Source organism: Aeromonas sp. BIGb0445 (genome assembly GCF_024809075.1).
In the GTDB taxonomy this organism is placed as follows: Bacteria; Pseudomonadota; Gammaproteobacteria; order Enterobacterales; family Aeromonadaceae; genus Aeromonas; species Aeromonas rivuli.
Map to the genome: position 1 here is coordinate 101,996 of NZ_JANUES010000001.1, position 15,244 is coordinate 117,239.

The 15,244-nt window shown below is 61.8% G+C and carries 18 protein-coding genes; 6 read left to right on the forward strand and 12 right to left on the reverse strand.

The window, feature by feature from the left end; all coding sequences use genetic code 11:
- Position 1 precedes the first annotated feature (1 nt).
- Positions 2 to 253 (reverse strand): DUF333 domain-containing protein, encoded by a 252-nt coding sequence (locus M2367_RS00425; protein ID WP_259235471.1) that lies wholly within the window; start codon positions 251 to 253, stop codon positions 2 to 4.
- Positions 254 to 335: 82 nt separating this feature from the next.
- Entirely contained in the window at positions 336 to 1,235 is a 900-nt protein-coding gene (locus M2367_RS00430; protein ID WP_259235472.1) for a LysR family transcriptional regulator, read from the reverse strand.
- A 113-nt stretch (positions 1,236 to 1,348) separates the two neighbouring features.
- Between M2367_RS00430 and M2367_RS00435 the strand changes: the two genes are divergently transcribed.
- On the forward strand, positions 1,349 to 1,579 hold the full coding sequence (locus tag M2367_RS00435; protein WP_042040895.1) for a hypothetical protein: 231 nt from the start codon (positions 1,349 to 1,351) through the stop codon (positions 1,577 to 1,579).
- Complete coding sequence (locus tag M2367_RS00440) at positions 1,576 to 2,241, forward strand: HAD-IA family hydrolase (protein WP_259235473.1); 666 nt, start codon at positions 1,576 to 1,578, stop codon at positions 2,239 to 2,241. The genes M2367_RS00435 and M2367_RS00440 overlap by 4 nt, the downstream gene beginning before the upstream one ends.
- A gap of 158 nt (positions 2,242 to 2,399) precedes the next feature.
- On the opposite strand, the gene M2367_RS00445 is transcribed toward M2367_RS00440, so the two are convergent.
- Positions 2,400 to 3,002, reverse strand: coding sequence for a nitroreductase family protein (locus M2367_RS00445; RefSeq protein ID WP_042040893.1), 603 nt, complete (start codon positions 3,000 to 3,002; stop codon positions 2,400 to 2,402).
- 389 nt (positions 3,003 to 3,391) lie between these two features.
- Between M2367_RS00445 and M2367_RS00450 the strand changes: the two genes are divergently transcribed.
- Together M2367_RS00450 and M2367_RS00455 are read left to right on the forward strand one after the other, a co-directional pair.
- A complete protein-coding gene (locus M2367_RS00450) occupies positions 3,392 to 3,907 on the forward strand; it encodes a YMGG-like glycine zipper-containing protein (RefSeq protein WP_042040892.1) in 516 nt (171 codons plus the stop codon).
- Positions 3,908 to 4,142: 235 nt separating this feature from the next.
- On the forward strand, positions 4,143 to 5,225 hold the full coding sequence (locus M2367_RS00455; RefSeq protein WP_259235474.1) for a glycerophosphodiester phosphodiesterase: 1,083 nt from the start codon (positions 4,143 to 4,145) through the stop codon (positions 5,223 to 5,225).
- A 240-nt stretch (positions 5,226 to 5,465) separates the two neighbouring features.
- On the opposite strand, the gene M2367_RS00460 is transcribed toward M2367_RS00455, so the two are convergent.
- Positions 5,466 to 6,422, reverse strand: a complete 957-nt coding sequence (locus M2367_RS00460) for a D-2-hydroxyacid dehydrogenase (RefSeq protein WP_259235475.1) — start codon at positions 6,420 to 6,422, stop codon at positions 5,466 to 5,468.
- Positions 6,423 to 6,445: 23 nt separating this feature from the next.
- Between M2367_RS00460 and M2367_RS00465 the strand changes: the two genes are divergently transcribed.
- Positions 6,446 to 6,568 carry a hypothetical protein gene (locus M2367_RS00465; protein ID WP_259235476.1) on the forward strand — a complete coding sequence of 41 codons (123 nt, stop codon included), beginning with the start codon at positions 6,446 to 6,448 and terminating at the stop codon, positions 6,566 to 6,568.
- Here M2367_RS00465 and M2367_RS00470 read toward each other — a convergent pair.
- From M2367_RS00470 to M2367_RS00485, 4 genes are all read right to left on the reverse strand, one after another.
- Entirely contained in the window at positions 6,550 to 7,305 is a 756-nt protein-coding gene (locus tag M2367_RS00470; protein WP_259235477.1) for an alpha/beta hydrolase family protein, read from the reverse strand. The genes M2367_RS00465 and M2367_RS00470 overlap by 19 nt on opposite strands.
- 183 nt (positions 7,306 to 7,488) lie before the next feature.
- Entirely contained in the window at positions 7,489 to 8,055 is a 567-nt protein-coding gene (efp, locus tag M2367_RS00475) for an elongation factor P (protein WP_042040889.1), read from the reverse strand.
- Positions 8,056 to 8,106: 51 nt separating this feature from the next.
- The gene (gene earP, locus M2367_RS00480; protein WP_259235478.1) at positions 8,107 to 9,276 is read right to left on the reverse strand and encodes an elongation factor P maturation arginine rhamnosyltransferase EarP; all 1,170 of its coding nucleotides are present in this window, start codon (positions 9,274 to 9,276) and stop codon (positions 8,107 to 8,109) included.
- Positions 9,277 to 9,355: 79 nt separating this feature from the next.
- Positions 9,356 to 10,399, reverse strand: a complete 1,044-nt coding sequence (locus M2367_RS00485; RefSeq protein WP_259235479.1) for a GMP reductase — start codon at positions 10,397 to 10,399, stop codon at positions 9,356 to 9,358.
- A 398-nt stretch (positions 10,400 to 10,797) separates the two neighbouring features.
- Here M2367_RS00485 and M2367_RS00490 point away from each other — a divergent pair, with 398 nt between their 5' ends.
- Positions 10,798 to 11,301, forward strand: coding sequence for an ATP-dependent zinc protease (locus M2367_RS00490; RefSeq protein ID WP_042040886.1), 504 nt, complete (start codon positions 10,798 to 10,800; stop codon positions 11,299 to 11,301).
- 163 nt (positions 11,302 to 11,464) lie between these two features.
- Here the strand turns inward: M2367_RS00490 and M2367_RS00495 are convergent, their stop codons facing one another.
- The 4 genes from M2367_RS00495 to M2367_RS00510 all read right to left on the reverse strand — a co-directional run bounded on the left by M2367_RS00495 (position 11,465) and on the right by M2367_RS00510 (position 15,212).
- A complete protein-coding gene (locus M2367_RS00495) occupies positions 11,465 to 12,895 on the reverse strand; it encodes an ATP-binding protein (protein ID WP_042040885.1) in 1,431 nt (476 codons plus the stop codon).
- A gap of 34 nt (positions 12,896 to 12,929) precedes the next feature.
- Complete coding sequence (locus M2367_RS00500; protein ID WP_042040884.1) at positions 12,930 to 13,601, reverse strand: response regulator; 672 nt, start codon at positions 13,599 to 13,601, stop codon at positions 12,930 to 12,932.
- A gap of 151 nt (positions 13,602 to 13,752) precedes the next feature.
- Positions 13,753 to 14,376 (reverse strand): tetratricopeptide repeat protein, encoded by a 624-nt coding sequence (locus M2367_RS00505; RefSeq protein ID WP_259235480.1) that lies wholly within the window; start codon positions 14,374 to 14,376, stop codon positions 13,753 to 13,755.
- Positions 14,373 to 15,212 carry an SDR family oxidoreductase gene (locus M2367_RS00510; protein ID WP_259235481.1) on the reverse strand — a complete coding sequence of 280 codons (840 nt, stop codon included), beginning with the start codon at positions 15,210 to 15,212 and terminating at the stop codon, positions 14,373 to 14,375. Before M2367_RS00510 ends, M2367_RS00505 begins: the two co-directional genes overlap by 4 nt.
- Positions 15,213 to 15,244: the final 32 nt, after the last annotated feature.

Sequence of the window (15,244 nt, forward strand, 5' to 3'; positions counted from 1 at the left end):
CCTACTGGGATTGCTGGGCTGCCCGGTAGAGGGTCCACTCTTCCATGACGGTGCCATCTGGCAGATGGCAATATCCCACTGTCCCCCCCGCTTCTTCTTCCATGACTAACTTGCCATCCTGCTCGGTGCAATAGACCGAGGCCGGATTGGCCATGCCTATCTTGGCTGGTACGGGTGCAGGGCCCTGCTGGGCGCAGCCCGCCAGGGTCAGCAAGGGGAGCAGGGGCAGGGCGTTGTGCCATCTCAATCTCATATCAAACCTCTCGGCAGTGTCAGTGTCGCAGACGATACACCCAGGCTTGGCCGGGTCGCAACTCAGGCATCCCCGGATCTCGTCACTGTGATCCCGGGCGCTGTGGTGCCATGGTCGTCATCATTTTCAAGAAGTTATCCCGGATGGGATCATGGAAGCCCGGGTTCCACACCAGGCTTATCTCCCATGCGGAGTGGGGACCCGAGAGGGGATAGAGGGTCACGTTGGGGCCAGCGATGAAGCTGACACTCCTCGGTAATATCGCATTGCCGATGCCGGCGGCGACCAGGGCCACCAGGGTCTGAATATCTTCCGCCTCTTGAATGGTCCCTGTCAGTCGATTGGCGCCGAGGAAGCTGGCAATTTGCTGGCTCAGGCCCGGACAGCGATGCCCCACCATCTGCAGCAGCGGTTGCCGAGTCAGCGCCTGCTCCACATCCAGCCCGGTAGCGTCACCCTGAATGCTTTGGGTGGGCACCGCCAGCACCAGTCGATCTGTTAGCAACGGGATCTCGTGAAGCTGTTCACCTTGAGGGCGGCGCATGAAGCCGAGTTGCAATTGCCCCGACAGCAGTTGTTCATGCTGGACGGCCGAGGGCATGTCCCGCAGATGGACAAGCACTTCGGGGGCGTGCTGGCGAAAGCGAGCGACCAGCGTTGGCGCCAGTTCGAAGCTCGACAGGCCGAAGCCAATATTGAGCCGTCCGGCGATGCCGCTGGCCAATGCCAGGGCGTGGCGCTCGAATCCCTGTCCATGCTCGACCAGGGCGCGGGCCTGGACGAGCAACTGGGCGCCGATGGCGGTTAACGCTGCCCCGTGGCGACCACGATTGAACAGGCTGGCCCCCAGCATCAGCTCCAGCCCCTGGATCTGCTTGGTCAGGGCCGGTTGCGTGATGAAGAGGCGTGCCGCCGCCTCCCGGTAGTTGGCGCTCTGGGCCAGGGTCACGAAGGCTTGTAGCTGTTTGAAGTCGAATTTCATTCCGTTTGATTATCGAATGTTGAGTTTTATTGATTATAAATTATCTATTGCCCTTGTTCTAATGGTCTCGAAACGGGCCTGTTGTCCGTCACGCTGCCCAGAGGGAAGAGACCATGAGCACAGAAACGTATCTGTTATTACGCAAAGAAGGGACTGTGATCGCTCAGCCCCTGGCGGCCCCGGAGACGGGAGAGCTGCTAGTCAGTCTGTTGCAGCAGGGGTTTGTGCTGGATCCCCGGCAGATCCTGGCGGGCAACAGTCGGCAGGCGTTGGCCTGCCATGAACAGGAGATAGGGGAGCTGCCCGGCATTCAGGGCACCCCCAGGGCGGGACGTCCGTCATGACCGGGCTCACGTTGCAGGCGGCGGCGCTGCTGCTCGACATGGACGGTACCCTGGTTCACTCCACCACCGAAGTGGAGACGGTGTGGCGGCTATGGTGTCGGCGCCACCGGCTCGACCCCGAACCCGTCCTGGCCGTCTGTCATGGGGTGCGATCCTTTGAGGTGATCCAGGCCCTGGCGCCCGACCTGGTTCTGGCCCGGGAGATAGCCCTGCTCGATGAGATGGAGATCCAGCATACAGGGGCCGCCGAACCGCTGGCGGGTTGTCGCGCCGTCTTGCAGGGGCTACCTATGACCCGCTGGGCGCTGGTGACCTCGGCCAGCCGCCGGGTGGCCTTGCACCGTCTGGCCTCGGCGGGTTTGCCGGTGCCGCTGCAACTGATTGGTGCCGCCGAGGTAGCCAGAGGCAAGCCGGATCCCGAACCCTATCTGCTGGGGGCCAAGAGCCTGGGAGTGGCGCCTGCCGACTGCCTGGTGTTTGAGGATGCGCTGGCTGGAATACAGAGTGCTATCAGAGCGGGTTGCCGGGTCGTGCAGATCGGTGGAGATCGCGCGCTCGATCCTGCGGTGGTGGCCCGAGTGCGGGATTGGCGGCAGATAAAGGTGACAGAGCAAGAGGGGGGGCTGGCGATCAGCCTGCACGCTGACAGCAGCTGGTGGTAGTGCACATCCTGCCAAAGCGAGTGTTCGCCGCTGCAGAGATCGGCTTGGGGAGACGATGGACAGTGGCAAGCGGTTGATGCAGAAGGGGGCCCATGGGATGGGCACAGAGTCCGATGAGAATGGGTTGTGAGCCCCCTCATGGGAGGGGGCGGTGGATCTCAACCAAAGACGCGGAAGCGCTCGGCATCATCCATAAAGGTCTTGTCGCCGGCGGGCTGCTCTATGCTGCCAAAGGGCATCTGGGCACGCAGCAGCCAGCTGGCGGGGAGCTCCCAACGCTGATGAACCTGATCGTCAATGATCGGGTTGTAGTGTTGCAGTGAGGCGCCAATGCCTTCCTGGGCCAAGGCGCTCCAGACTGCAAACTGGGCTATGCCGGTGGCATGTTCGGACCAGATGGGGAAGTTGTCGGCATAGAGGGCGAACTTCTGCTGCAGCTCCTTGATGACGGCGGTGTCTTCGAAGAAGAGCACAGTGCCAAACCCTGCACGGAAACTGCCGTTGATTTTGTTTTCCGTCTGGGGGAAGGCCTCGGTGGGAACGAGTTTGCGCAGCGTCTCCTTCGTCAGGTCCCAGAGGGCGTGGTGCTGATCACCAAAGAGAATGACCACCCGGGAACTTTGGGAGTTGAACGAAGAGGGACTCTGCTTGACCGCCTCTTGAATGAGGGCGGTCAACGCGTCCTGACTGTGGGAAACCTTGTCCCCGAGTGCATAGATGGTGCGGCGTACTTTCATCAGTTCGATAAATGAATTGCTCATAACCTCTCCTTGCGTAACGAAAATGCGTGGTTCAACGGCATGGCGGACCCAAGGGCCAAGCTGGCCTCGTGCGCAGCCAGTGTAGCGCCGCCATCAAGCTCTTCCTAGCCCATCCATCCATAGCGTTTGGAGATCCCGCAGGTTCAGGTCATGCCCGACTGGGCCCCTTGCCGACAGGAGTTGACCGATGACGAATGACGTCAGGGAGGGGATTCAGGATGAGCTGGCAGGCGTTATCGAGAACTATTCATGACAATTCAAAGAGTTAAACGATGACCCATTCAGGCTCAGTCAAGCTTTGTCGTCTGGAAGGGGGAGGGGCTATGGCGCGCGTTACCGACTCTCATCATAGTGCAGGGGAAAATTAATCAGCTGGACAGGAGTATCCCATGGGAATGAACAGACAGACGCTGCGTTCCTTGGCGTTGTTGGGGCCTCTGTTGTTGGCCTGGCTGCCGGCGCAGGCCTCCGAGACGGTCAATACCATACTCGGCGGTGGTGTCGGTGGCGTGGCGGGGACCATGCTTGGCAAGCAGCTTGGTGGTGATACCGGTGCCCTGGTTGGCGCGGCCCTGGGGGGCGCGGCAGGTGGTGCCGCGACTGCCAATCGCGGTAACAAGAACGAAGCCGCCATCGGCGGCGCCGTGGGGGCCCTGGGTGGGGCGGCCATCGGCAAGAGCCTGAGCGGTGATACCGGTCAGTTGATCGGTGCAGGCATAGGTGGTGCCGGTGGTTCGGCTATTGGCGCCCGCACCGGGGACGGTCACGAATCCCGTGATGATGACAGGGGCGGTCGCCGCTACGACGGACGTCGCTATCATGACGATCGCCATTATCACCACCACAAGCACAAGAAAAAATATTACAAGAAACACCGCAAACACGGATGGCATGACGACGACTGATCTCATTCGTGTGCCGAGCAAAGGATCCGTGACAAGCATGCCAGTCTGTCAGACTGGCATGCTTGATTGCATTCTGTCTGCGGTATGCGGGCCGTGGCATGTCCGGCCTGTTGATCCATCGCCCTCCCTGGAAGAGAGACGAACAAGAGAATGGTAACAACATCAGTCATATTAATTTTTTAGAAATATAAAGGAGTTAGCTTAGCCGGACCTCTTACTCAACAAGGTTATGCTCATGTCTATCCCAACACCTCGCCTCCTTAGCCTGGTGCTCTTTTCTCCCCTGTTGCTTTCGGCTTGCCATGATAATGCGTCGACCTCCCAGCTTGATACCCCACCACACCTGTTCAACGAGCCCAGGGCCTTCGATCTAGAAGCGCATCGTGGCGGCCTCGGCCTCGTCTCGGAAAGCACCCTGACCGCCTTTGCCAACGCCCTGGAGATGGGGGTCACCACCCTGGAGATGGACACCCAGATCACCCGGGATGGCATAGCGGTTGTGACCCATGATCGCAAGATCTCGGACAAGAAGTGTCTGGATACCCAGCCCGCCAGCGAGGGAGATCCCCTGTACCCCTACGTGGGCAAATACATCAAGGATCTCACCCTGGCCCAGGTGAAGACCCTGGATTGTGGCTCCCTGCCGCTGGCCGATTTTCCCGAGCAGGTGCAGGTCCCCGGTGCCACCATGCCGACCCTGCAAGAGGTGTTAGCCCTGGTGAACGCCTACCAGGCCGATCAGGTGCTGCTCAACATCGAGACCAAGGTCGAGGCGGGCGCACCGGAGGAGACGGCCCCCCGGGAGATCTTCGTCAAGACGGTGCTCAAGGAGATCCGTGACGCCGGTCTGATGCGGCAGGCAACCATACAGAGTTTCGACTGGGGCTCACTCATGCTGGCGCGGGAGCTCGAACCCAGCCTGCCCATCATAGCCTTGACCAATGGTCAGCAGTTCCTGCAGGTTGGCATGCCGGGTGCGTCTCCCTGGCTGGGGGGGCTCGACATCGATGACTTCAATGGGGATCTGGTGCAGGCCGTGGCCTCTTTCGGCGCCGATGCCATCTCTCCGGTACACGGGGATCCCCAGGGGGGACGTTACGGGGATCCCGGCTATGTGGAGTACACCACTCCGGATCTGGTCGATGCCGCCCATGCCGAGGGCATCAAGGTGATCCCCTGGACGGTCGACGATGAGGGCACCATGAATCGCATGCTGGAGAACGGGGTCGACGGCATGATCACCGACTACCCGGATCGACTGCGGGTGGTGATGGAGGCGCGGGGGATCCCGCTGCCGCCCCCTGTCTCCCCACGTTGAAACGCAGGGTGTCTGCAGGCATGAGTTCGCCCATGTGCGGATAACGTAAAGATAAGTGCCAAGACAGGCGCAACAAGACGAGCTGCAGCCGCAGCTTGGTCTCGACCCCGGCTCTTACCGGGAACAATAGAAGAGGGGAGGCATGGTGCCTCCCCTCTTTCTGCCGTTTCACTATCGCCGCTGTGTCGCCCTCCGTGGGAACCGATATGCCTCGTGTTCATTCGCCTTGAGCGTCCTGGGTCAGACCAGCCGGTGCTGGCGTCTCCCGGCGGCAAAGGCGTTGATGTTGTCGATCAGCTGATCGGCCAGGCGCTGCATCGACTCTTCGCTGGCCCAGGCCACGTGCGGGGTCAGGATGAAGTTGGGATATTGCAGCGCCCGCATCAGCGGGTGATCCGGAGGGGGCGGCTCCTGGCTGGCCACATCGAAGCCGGCGCCGCCGAGTCGGCCGTTCCCCAGCGCCTCCAGCAGCGCCTGCTCGTCCACCAGGCCGCCACGGCCTACGTTGATCAACAAGGCCGTCGGTTTCATCAGTGCCAGCTCCCGCTCCCCGATGAGGTGGCGGGTGTAGGGGGTGAGGGGGCAGTGCAGGCTGATCACATCCGAGCTGGCCAACAGCTCATCGAGGGGCAGGCGATCGCCGGCTGCCTCACCGCCTATCTGGCTCTGGGCATAACGCACCTCCATGCCGATGCCAAGCGCCCGCTCGCCCAGGGCCTGGCCCAGGGTGCCCTTGCCGATGATGCCGAGCCGCTTGCCGTGCAGATCCATGATGGGGTGATCGAAGAAGCAGAACTGGCCGCTCTGTTGCCAGCGCCCCTCCAGCAGGGATTGGCGCCAGGCGAACAGGTTGCGCGACAGGGCCAGCATCAGGGCCATGGCATGCTCTGGCACCGAGGGGCCCGAATAGTTGCGGATGTTGCACACGGCGACGTTGGCGGCGCGGCACGCCTCCAGATCCAGGTTGTCGCTGCCGGTGGCGGCCAGGGCGATTAAACGCAGCCCTGGCAACGCGGCCAGTTCGGCGGCGCCGATGCGCACCTTGTTGATGATGGCGATGCTGGCCTTACGCAGGCGAGGCACCACCTGATCCGGTGTCGTGGTCGGGTAACTCAACCAGTGATGGGGGAAGTCGGGGCGATGCAGTCGCACGCCCGCATCCAGGGTATCGCTGTCGAGGAAGACTATCTGCTGCATGGGGCCTCCGGCTATGGAGTCCCATGATGCCAAAGAAAGGGGGCGGAGGGCCACTGCCAATCGCCCTTGGCAGCGAGATCCCGCTCTGGGGCCGGATCCGCTATTTCATCCCCTGGCATCAGAGCCGTCAGAGCCAGCCAAGGTGAGTGAGCCAACCCTGGATGCGCCCCGGCGCCTCATCGAGTTCCATCAGGGCATAGGGGCGGTAGTTGAGCTTGTGACTGCGCCGACTCTCCTCACGGCGTTGCTCGGCGGCCTGCAGTGGCCAGTTCCCCCCCTGCTCCTGATAGAGATCCAGCGTGGGTATGGTGCCTTGGGCGACCTGCTTGGCCAGGGTCTGGTTGCTCTGGGAATTGGGGAAGAAGCCGTCGAGCAGCACCAGGGCATCGGGGGCGGGCAGCTGCTCGCTGGCAATGAGGTTGCTGACCCAGGCGGCGCTGGTGCCCTGAGCCAGCAGCAGCTTGAAGCCCCCCGCCTGCCACTTGGCGTCACCGAGTTGGACGATGCGCTCGGCGAACTGTTTGCGAAAGGCATCTATGCCCTGCTGCTTCTTCTCGGCCGTGGGATCGAGCTCGGTTTGATTTGGGGAGGGCAGCAGCAACAGGGTATCGAAGCCGACGCGGGTCAGCTGGCGTGTCAGTTGCCACAACTGACCACTGCGCTGCCAGTCAGGCAGCAGGATGGCCAGACCCAGGTAGCTGTTGCTGTCATGTTTGGCAAAGAGCACCGTCTGTTTCTCCAGCTGACTGGCGCCGGGCAGACCTTGCCAGTCACGACTCTGCCAGTGATCCGCCGGAGGGGGCGGGGTCAGCTCGCTGGCAAGGAGAGGCCCACCGCTCAGGCTGCACAGGCTCAACAACAACGGTAGCGATACTCTGGCCATAGGCCCCTCTTGGCTCACCCTGGGTACGGGTCTTACTGTTAGCGGCGGCCTGGGGCATTCCTGAAGGGGAGTCGAGGGATTAGGGGGGCATGGGCTGGGATCGCCAGACAGGCGGAGGAAGGTCGGCCAATAAAAAAGCGAGCCAGAGGCTCGCTTTTTTCAACACTGGCCTAAGCCGTCACATCAGTTGACGCGACGCTTGAACTCACCGGTGCGGGTATCGATTTCGATCTTGTCACCGATCTCTACGAAGGCGGCAACGGCCAGCTCGTAGGTGGTGCCCTTCAGGCGGGCAGGCTTGGTCACTTTGCCGGAGGTGTCGCCACGGGCGGCCGGTTCGGTGTACTCGACTTCGCGGACTATGGTGGTCGGCAGTTCGACGGAGATGGCTTTCTCGTTGTAGAAAGTCACTTCGCAGATGTCTTCCATGCCGTCAACCATGTAGTTCAGGGCATCACCCAGGTTGTCTTTCTCGACATCGTGCTGGTTGTACTCGGTGTCCATGAAGACATACAGGGGATCGGAGAAGTAGGAGTAGGTGCACTCTTTACGCTCCAGCTGAACCACGTCCAGCTTGTCGTCAGCCTTGAAGACGGTCTCGGTGGCGCTGCCGTTGAGCAGGCCCTTCAGCTTCATCTTGACCACGGCGGAGTTACGGCCGGATTTGTTGAACTCAGCCTTCTGTACCACCATCGGCTCGGTGCCGATCATGACGACGTTACCAGCGCGGATTTCCTGTGCGGTTTTCATGTAAAAAATTCCTGTGCAATATGTGCGTATAAGGGGATAAAAACCGCCAGATTATATACGGCTTTCCAGAAATTTCACCAATCGCGTGAGGAGATCCCCATCCCTCAGCAACTTCTGTGACCAGTCTCCCCCATGTTGCCGCAAAATAGCGTCATATTGCGGCCATTTGTCCCAGAGCTCCCTCGTGCCATCCCCTTGATTAAGCGCATGGTTGAAGGCCCGTAGCCATTGACTGACCTCGGGTGGCAAGTCGGCCAGGTAATGATCGAGGAAGCCGTCCAGCTTGACCATGTGGGCCTGCTCCTCCTGGGGATAGATGTGCCAGAGGAAGGGACGCGCCGCCCACTGGGCCCGCACGAAAGAGTCTTCGCCGCGCACCAGGTTGAGATCGCAGCTCCACAGCAGCCGGTCATAACCGGCCTGATCCGTCATCGGCAGCAGCTTGACGCTGAGGTTGCCCCCTCGCAACAGATCACCGGCCTGCACGGCCTGGCCCTCACAGCCCAGGCCCCGCAGCACGTCCGCCACGGCGCGGCCCAGCGGCAGCAAGAGGGTGACCGGGGTTGGGCTGGCCTGCCAACCCTCGACCAGGCTGATGAGCGCCTCGCTCTCATAGGCAAACAGGCTGATGCGCCGCTCATCTTCCCCTTGGGGCGGCAGGCCGAGACTGGCCCAGTAGGCGACCAGTCCGGCCTCATCCTGTTGCCAGGCGTCCCGTGCCTGGATCAGTCTGCGCTCGCACAGCAGGCCGCCGGTGCTGGGGGTGAAGCCCGGGAAGAAGAAGTATTTATTGAGGCTCTGACTACCGACCCGCTGGGGGGAGGCGAGGCCGTGGCAATCCTCGACCCAGGCTTCGGCACTGAGGTACTCCAGATTGATCCAGCAGGGGGGCGGGCTCTGCTCGGCCATGGCCTGTACGAAAGGCGTGGGCAGTTCGCAGGCAAAGGCTTCGATCACGACCCTGGCCGGGATGACATCGACGGGCAGGGTATAGTGCCAGTGCTGGATGTGGATCCCCTCAACCCACTGGCGATCCAGCGCAGGATCCAGCCCCGGACAGATGCGGGCGAAGCTGGCCAGATCGTCCACCCAGAGCCGTACCTGTCCATGACCCTCCTGCTCCAGCTGGCGGGCCAGCCGCCAGGTGACGCCTATGTCGCCGAAGTTGTCCACCACGGTGCAGAAGATGTCCCAGTCAAAGGGGGGCAGGGGGCTTGTCATGGCTCGGGGTTCCAGATGCAAAAAAACCGGTGCGCAGGGTAGCACACCGGTGGGTTGGCTTCTAACCGTCAGCGGCGCGTTACTCCTTGCCGTAGACGTTGTTCTCTTGTTCGCGCACCCGGATAAAGGTGGTGCGCTTGGTGAGCTCCTTGAGCTGGCTGGCGCCGACGTAGGTGCAGGTGGATCGCACGCCGCCGAGGATGTCCCGCACCGTGTTCTCGACCGGGCCGCGATAGGGCAGCAGCACGGTTTTACCCTCGGAAGCGCGATAGTCGGCGACGCCGCCTGCGTGCTTGTCCATGGCGCTGGCCGAGCTCATGCCATAGAACTTCATGAAGGCGTTGCCTTCTGACTCGACGATCTCGCCGCCGCACTCCTCGTGGGCCGCCAGCATGCCGCCCAGCATCACGAAGTCGGCGCCGCCGCCAAAGGCCTTCGCCACGTCTCCCGGGCAGGCGCAGCCGCCGTCACCGACGATCTGACCGCCCAGGCCATGGGCCGCATCGGCGCACTCAATGATGGCGGAGAGCTGGGGATAGCCGACCCCGGTCTTGACCCGGGTGGTGCAGACCGAGCCCGGGCCTATGCCGACCTTGACGATGTCGGCGCCGGAGAGGATCAGCTCCTCCACCATCTCGCCGGTGACCACGTTGCCCGCCAGGATGACGTGGTTCGGGCAGGCGTCGCGGGTCTTGCGCAGGAACTCGACGAAGTGCTGGGAGTAGCCGTTGGCCACATCGAGGCAGATGAAGCGCAGGGCCGCCGACATGGCGAGGATCTGGCGGGTTTTGATAAAGTCCTCTTCCGAGGTGCCGGTGGAGACCATCACATGGCCGAGCAGGGCCGGATCCGTGTCATTGATGAAGGCTTGCCACTGGGCGAGGCTGTAGTGCTTGTGTACCGCCGTCATCATCTCGAAGCCCGCCAGGGTGCGCGCCATGGCGAAGCTGCCGACGGTGTCCATGTTGGCGGCGATGACGGGCACCCCCTGCCACTGGCTCTGGGTGTGCTTGAAGGTGAACTGACGGGTCAGGCTGACTTGGGAGCGGCTCTTGAGGGTTGAGCGCTTGGGGCGAAACAGCACGTCTTTGAAACCGAGCTTCAAGTCTTCTTCGATACGCATGACATTTCCTTAATGAGCCTGGTCGAGGGGCCAGGAGCCCTGTCTGGATAAACGGCAGGCACAAAAAAACCGCAGGTTTTCGAGGCCTCCGGTTTACAACAGTCTAGTCAGAAATCCCTCCGGAACAAGACTGATAATGGCAGATCTTTTGTGGTAGCCTTTGGCGTCACAACCTGGGTTTTCCCCCGCGACGTCTCCCTCAGTTCCTCCGTTTACATCGCCTCGTCCCGTTGTCATTATTTTGTCGAAAGATGTCCGAATTTGTCGGAAGATAGCTGCCACTTTCCCGATCTTATCCCGGATGCACCGCGCCGCATTGACGGGGGCAACATCAAGCTTCAAGCTGGAACCGATGACGGGCAGGGGCCCGGCATAGATCAAAGAGGGTGAGCGACAGGATGAAACATCAGAACATTGCGCTGTGGGGCTTGCTGGCGCTGTCGCTGAGCACCTCGCAGGCCCAGGCCGACAGCGACCATGTCTATGGCTGGGTCGAGAAAGGGGTGATCATGCCAAGCGGGGTGACGGTCAAACTCAAGCTGGATACCGGTGCGCTCACCTCCTCCATGGATGCGCGAAACCTGACCCGCTTCGAGCGCGATGGCAAGGAGTGGGTGCGCTTCAATCTGAATATGAAAGATGTGGAGACAGACAAGCAGGTCAAGCAGGAGATAGAGCGGCCCGTGCTGCGCCGCGTGACGGTGAGTGGTGCCGGTGGCTCCGAGCAGCGGCCTGTGGTGCATATGTCCATTTGTATCGGTGAGACCCTCTACAAGGAGGAGTTCACCCTGCGATCCCGGGCGAACATGGTTTACCCGGTATTGCTGGGACGGCGCCTGCTGGCGGAGTTGGGTCCTGTGGATGCAGGGCGGACGTTCACCACCCAGCCTGAGTGCCCCTGAGCGGCCTCAACCACAAGGCTGCTCTTCCATGACAGCCCTGCCCATGCAAAGAGGGCCACGCCGGCAGGTGTGGCCCTCTCTGTTTTGGTGTCCCTGGGGTGTCCCGAGCCCGCTTGCGCGTCTGCTGCCGGGTCGGAGCGGCGTCACATCCAGATGCGCGGCTTTATGGGGTTCCGTCGAGGATCACCCTGACCACCAGGCCCCCCTCGGCGCCATTGTGAATATCGAGCTCGGCGCGATGCAGCTCGGCGATGCTGCGCACTATCGCCATGCCAAGCCCGACGCCATCTCCCTGCTGGGGGTTGACCCGAAAGAAGCGCTCGCACAGTCGGGCCATGGCCTCGGCCGGAATGCCGGGTCCATTGTCCCGGACCTCCACCCGTACCCGCTTGCCGAGTTGCTCGACTCGCACGCTTATCTCCCCCTTGGCCTGGGTATAGCGCAGGGCATTGTCGATGAGATTGCTAAACAGCAGGTCGAGCAGGGTGGGCTGCCCCATGACCTCCGTCTGGCCCTCGACATCGAGGGAGAGTTGCTGATCCTTTTGCAACGCCAGGGGGGCCAGAGTGGCCAAGCTGCCCTGTAGCAGCTGGCCGAGATCGACGCGCTCCAGCACGGGATCCTGCTGATTGTCGATGCGGGCCTGGGTCAGCAACTGGCGCAACAGGCGATCGCTGCGATCCAGGGCGATCAGCATCTTGCCGAGGGAGTGGCGTCGACTCGCCTCATCCTGGGCCGCCAGGGCGTTCTCGCTATGAATGCGCAGCACTGCCAGGGGGGTTCGCAGTTCATGAGCCGCCTCATTGGTGAACTGTTTTTCCCGCTCCAGGGTGTCGGCCAGGGTGTGCATCAGCCGGTTGATCTCGTTGGTGAGCGGCGTGATCTCTTGTACCTGGAGTTCGAGGTCGAGGGGATCCAGGTTGGCGGGGTGGCGCTCGCTGACGGCTTTCACCAGCTGGCGCAGTGGTGCGAGACCGCGAGTGATCAGCCACCAGAGCAGGCCGAGCAGGAAGGGCAGGGTGATGAAGAGCGGCAGCATGGTGAGGGTGGCCATCTTGCTGGCCAGCTCGCCGCGTTCGTCGTCCCGCTCGGCGACAATGAGCCAGGTCTGCTGCTTGTCGTTATAGAGGGTGAAGGTGCGCCACTGATGCCGGTCGATATGCATCGTCTCGAAGCCGATGGCCAGCTTTACCATCGGGGTCACGGGGGCGCTGGGGGAGCGCAGCAGTATGACGCCGTCACTGTCGATGAGCTGGAAGGTGAGGTTGCGCTCGAATTCGTGGCCATAGGGGGTGGTATCCCTGTCCTCGCCACTGAGATTCATCCCCTTCTCATGGGGGCGAGTGCCCGGATTGCGCTGCTCCCAATCCTCATAGATGGTGCCATCGGCAGGCAGCGTCTTGGTGTGATTGATGTAACTGATCAGCAGTTGATTGGTGATACGGGACGACTGGGCCAACCGGGCATCAAACAGCTCCTCCATCTCGTGGCTCGCCTCGAGATAGCCAATGAAGGCGCTGAGTACCAGGCTGCCGCCCACCAGAGTCAGTATGCCGGTGAGCAGGAAGCGACGAATGGAGCGCTGTGGTTTCATGAGAGTAAGATCTCGCCAGGAGGAGTGGTGACCATCAGGGGAGGGACTCCTTGAGCGGCACTATGTAGCCGACGCCACGGATGTTGCGAATGAGGTCCGAATAGAGCTTTTTACGCAGGTGGTGGATATGTACCTCGACCGCATTGCTCTCGGCGCCTTCATCCCAGCCATAGAGGCTCTGTTGCAGCTGCTCCTTGCTGAGCACTCGACCCGTCTGAGTCAACAGTTCCTGCAACAGCTTGTATTCATGAGGGGTGAGTCGCACGGCTTCCCCCCGATAGGTGACCTGCTGTGCATCCGGATAGAGCAGGATATCACCATATTCCAGCACCGACTGGGCCTGCCCCTTGCTGCGCCGCACCAGGGCGCGCAGGCGGGCGTTGAGCTCCTGCAGGGCAAACGGCTTGACCAGGTAATCGTCGGCACCAGCATCCAGGCCGAGCACCCTGTCATCCAGGGCATCCCGGGCGGTGAGGATCAATACCGGCAGGCTGTGCCCGGCGCGGCGCAGTTGGCGCAGCAGGCTGATGCCATCTATATCGGGCAGGTTGAGGTCCAGGATCAGGGTGGCGAACTCTTCGCATTTGAGCACGGACAGGGCAGGCAGGCCGAGCTGCAGCCAGTCCACGGTGTAACCGCTGCTGCGCAGGGCATCGCGCATGCCGTCACCCAGCATGAGATCGTCTTCCACCAACAGTACTCGCATACACAACTCCGGGTCAGCAAGGCCTCCCAGTATGTCTGCTGGCGAGCGCAGTTTAAACAAAGAATTCCACGGGTTAACTCACCCGCTTGGACAGGTTCTTGCGGGAGGAGAGAGGGCGGATTGCAGCCGCCCTCTCGGGTATGCCATGGCGTCAGAGTTTGGCAAGCAGCCCCTTGGCTTCGGCCCGTCGGCCCTGATCGGCCAGGGCGCGCCCCGGTCTGTCCGGTGCCTTGAGGGCGTGTTCCAGATAAGGCCTGGCTTCAGCCTTGCGGCCTTGATCTATCAGAAAGTCGCCATAGAAGAAGTTGGGGTCTATGCCGTCTGGATTGAGGGCAAGCGCCTGCTTGAGCAGTTGCTCCGCCTTCTCGTCATCGCCAAAACCCACCGGCCAACCCGGCACCTTGTAGTAGAGGGATCCCAGACTGGTATAAGCGGAGCCGTCGAGCGCCTTGGGATCCTGCTTGATGGCAATCTCCAGTTTGGTCTTGGCCGCCTTGACCAGACTCAGCGCCCCCAGCCCCCCCTTGGCACCGGCCCAGCTGCTCTGCACTATGGCAGACCAGATCAGCAGATCCGTGTTGAAGGGCGCCGCGGCGCTGGCCTCGGCTGCCTCGCTGTTCAACTGCTTGAGGCAGGTTTCCTGCTTGTCGCTGCTCTGCTGGTACTGACACTGGGCCCAGGCCTGTTGTATGCCACCGAGATCCAGGGGGGCGGCCTGGGAGAGGCCGGGGGTCAGTGCGAGCAGGGCAAGGGTGGCTATCACTGTCTTTTTCATTGTGTTTCTCCTTGATCCTGTTGCTTTTTTTGTTCGGTGTTGAGGGGCTGTCGTTGGCGGGCATGGCGTGCTATGACGGCATGTTGTTTGGCAAGGGCCCAGTCGACCAGGGCGGGCAGCAGGCCGTTGAGCCGCACAAACAAGGCCTCGGGCCAACCGAGCCAGTAGTTGCGTCCCTCCCGCATCAGGGCGTGCGACGCCGCCTCGGCCACGGCTTCCGGGGTATCGGTTTTGGTCCCGAGTTCGGCATTCATGGCATAGGCTTCGGTCGAGTTGAGTCGGGTGCGGGTCGCCCGTGGGGCGAAGTGGATCACCTTGATACCAGAGCCTTTCAGCTCCCTCCCCAGGGCTTCGCTAAAGCCGTGCAGGGCAAACTTGCTGGCGCAGTAGACGCTGTAGCCCGGGTAGCCGATGGCGCCGAAACAGGAGCCCACATTCATGATGAGGCCAGGGTGATTGAGCCTGGGCAAGAGGGCGCGGCAGAGCTGAACAGGGGCCTCCAGGTTAAGGCGCAGCTGGCGTTCGACCTGCTCGCTGCTCTGATCTTCCAACCAGGCAAACTCGTTGCAACCGGCGTTGTTGATCAACACATCGATGGGCTCATCCAGTGCCGGGTGTTGCAGCAACTGAGCGAGGCCCGTTGCCGTCATCAGATCTGCTACCAGCAGTTGATGGCGGTCAGGGGTGGGTAGCCCCTTGCGCAGCCGCTCCAGGGCGCTGCTGCGGCGTCCATGCAGCAACAAGATGGCTCCCTGTGCTGCCAACTCCTGAGCCAGGGCCTCCCCGATGCCGCCGCTGGCACCGGTGAGCAGTATGCGCTTTGCGGAAAGATTCATGACGAGCGCCCCCCGGGTGAAAGAGAACAGAT

Bases quoted from the DNA above. Each gene is read 5' to 3' on its own strand.
- M2367_RS00490 (WP_042040886.1), top strand. From the start codon at position 10,798: ATGAAACATCAGAACATTGCGCTGTGGGGCTTGCTGGCGCTGTCGCTG.
- M2367_RS00485 (WP_259235479.1), bottom strand. From the start codon at position 10,399: ATGCGTATCGAAGAAGACTTGAAGCTCGGTTTCAAAGACGTGCTGTTT.
- M2367_RS00425 (WP_259235471.1), bottom strand. From the start codon at position 253: ATGAGATTGAGATGGCACAACGCCCTGCCCCTGCTCCCCTTGCTGACC.
- M2367_RS00510 (WP_259235481.1), bottom strand. From the start codon at position 15,212: ATGAATCTTTCCGCAAAGCGCATACTGCTCACCGGTGCCAGCGGCGGC.
- M2367_RS00450 (WP_042040892.1), top strand. From the start codon at position 3,392: ATGGGAATGAACAGACAGACGCTGCGTTCCTTGGCGTTGTTGGGGCCT.
- M2367_RS00445 (WP_042040893.1), bottom strand. From the start codon at position 3,002: ATGAGCAATTCATTTATCGAACTGATGAAAGTACGCCGCACCATCTAT.
- M2367_RS00430 (WP_259235472.1), bottom strand. From the start codon at position 1,235: ATGAAATTCGACTTCAAACAGCTACAAGCCTTCGTGACCCTGGCCCAG.
- M2367_RS00495 (WP_042040885.1), bottom strand. From the start codon at position 12,895: ATGAAACCACAGCGCTCCATTCGTCGCTTCCTGCTCACCGGCATACTG.
- M2367_RS00505 (WP_259235480.1), bottom strand. From the start codon at position 14,376: ATGAAAAAGACAGTGATAGCCACCCTTGCCCTGCTCGCACTGACCCCC.
- M2367_RS00500 (WP_042040884.1), bottom strand. From the start codon at position 13,601: ATGCGAGTACTGTTGGTGGAAGACGATCTCATGCTGGGTGACGGCATG.
- M2367_RS00470 (WP_259235477.1), bottom strand. From the start codon at position 7,305: ATGGCCAGAGTATCGCTACCGTTGTTGTTGAGCCTGTGCAGCCTGAGC.
- M2367_RS00460 (WP_259235475.1), bottom strand. From the start codon at position 6,422: ATGCAGCAGATAGTCTTCCTCGACAGCGATACCCTGGATGCGGGCGTG.
- M2367_RS00465 (WP_259235476.1), top strand. From the start codon at position 6,446: ATGATGCCAAAGAAAGGGGGCGGAGGGCCACTGCCAATCGCCCTTGGC.
- earP (WP_259235478.1), bottom strand. From the start codon at position 9,276: ATGACAAGCCCCCTGCCCCCCTTTGACTGGGACATCTTCTGCACCGTG.
- M2367_RS00435 (WP_042040895.1), top strand. From the start codon at position 1,349: ATGAGCACAGAAACGTATCTGTTATTACGCAAAGAAGGGACTGTGATC.
- M2367_RS00455 (WP_259235474.1), top strand. From the start codon at position 4,143: ATGTCTATCCCAACACCTCGCCTCCTTAGCCTGGTGCTCTTTTCTCCC.
- efp (WP_042040889.1), bottom strand. From the start codon at position 8,055: ATGAAAACCGCACAGGAAATCCGCGCTGGTAACGTCGTCATGATCGGC.
- M2367_RS00440 (WP_259235473.1), top strand. From the start codon at position 1,576: ATGACCGGGCTCACGTTGCAGGCGGCGGCGCTGCTGCTCGACATGGAC.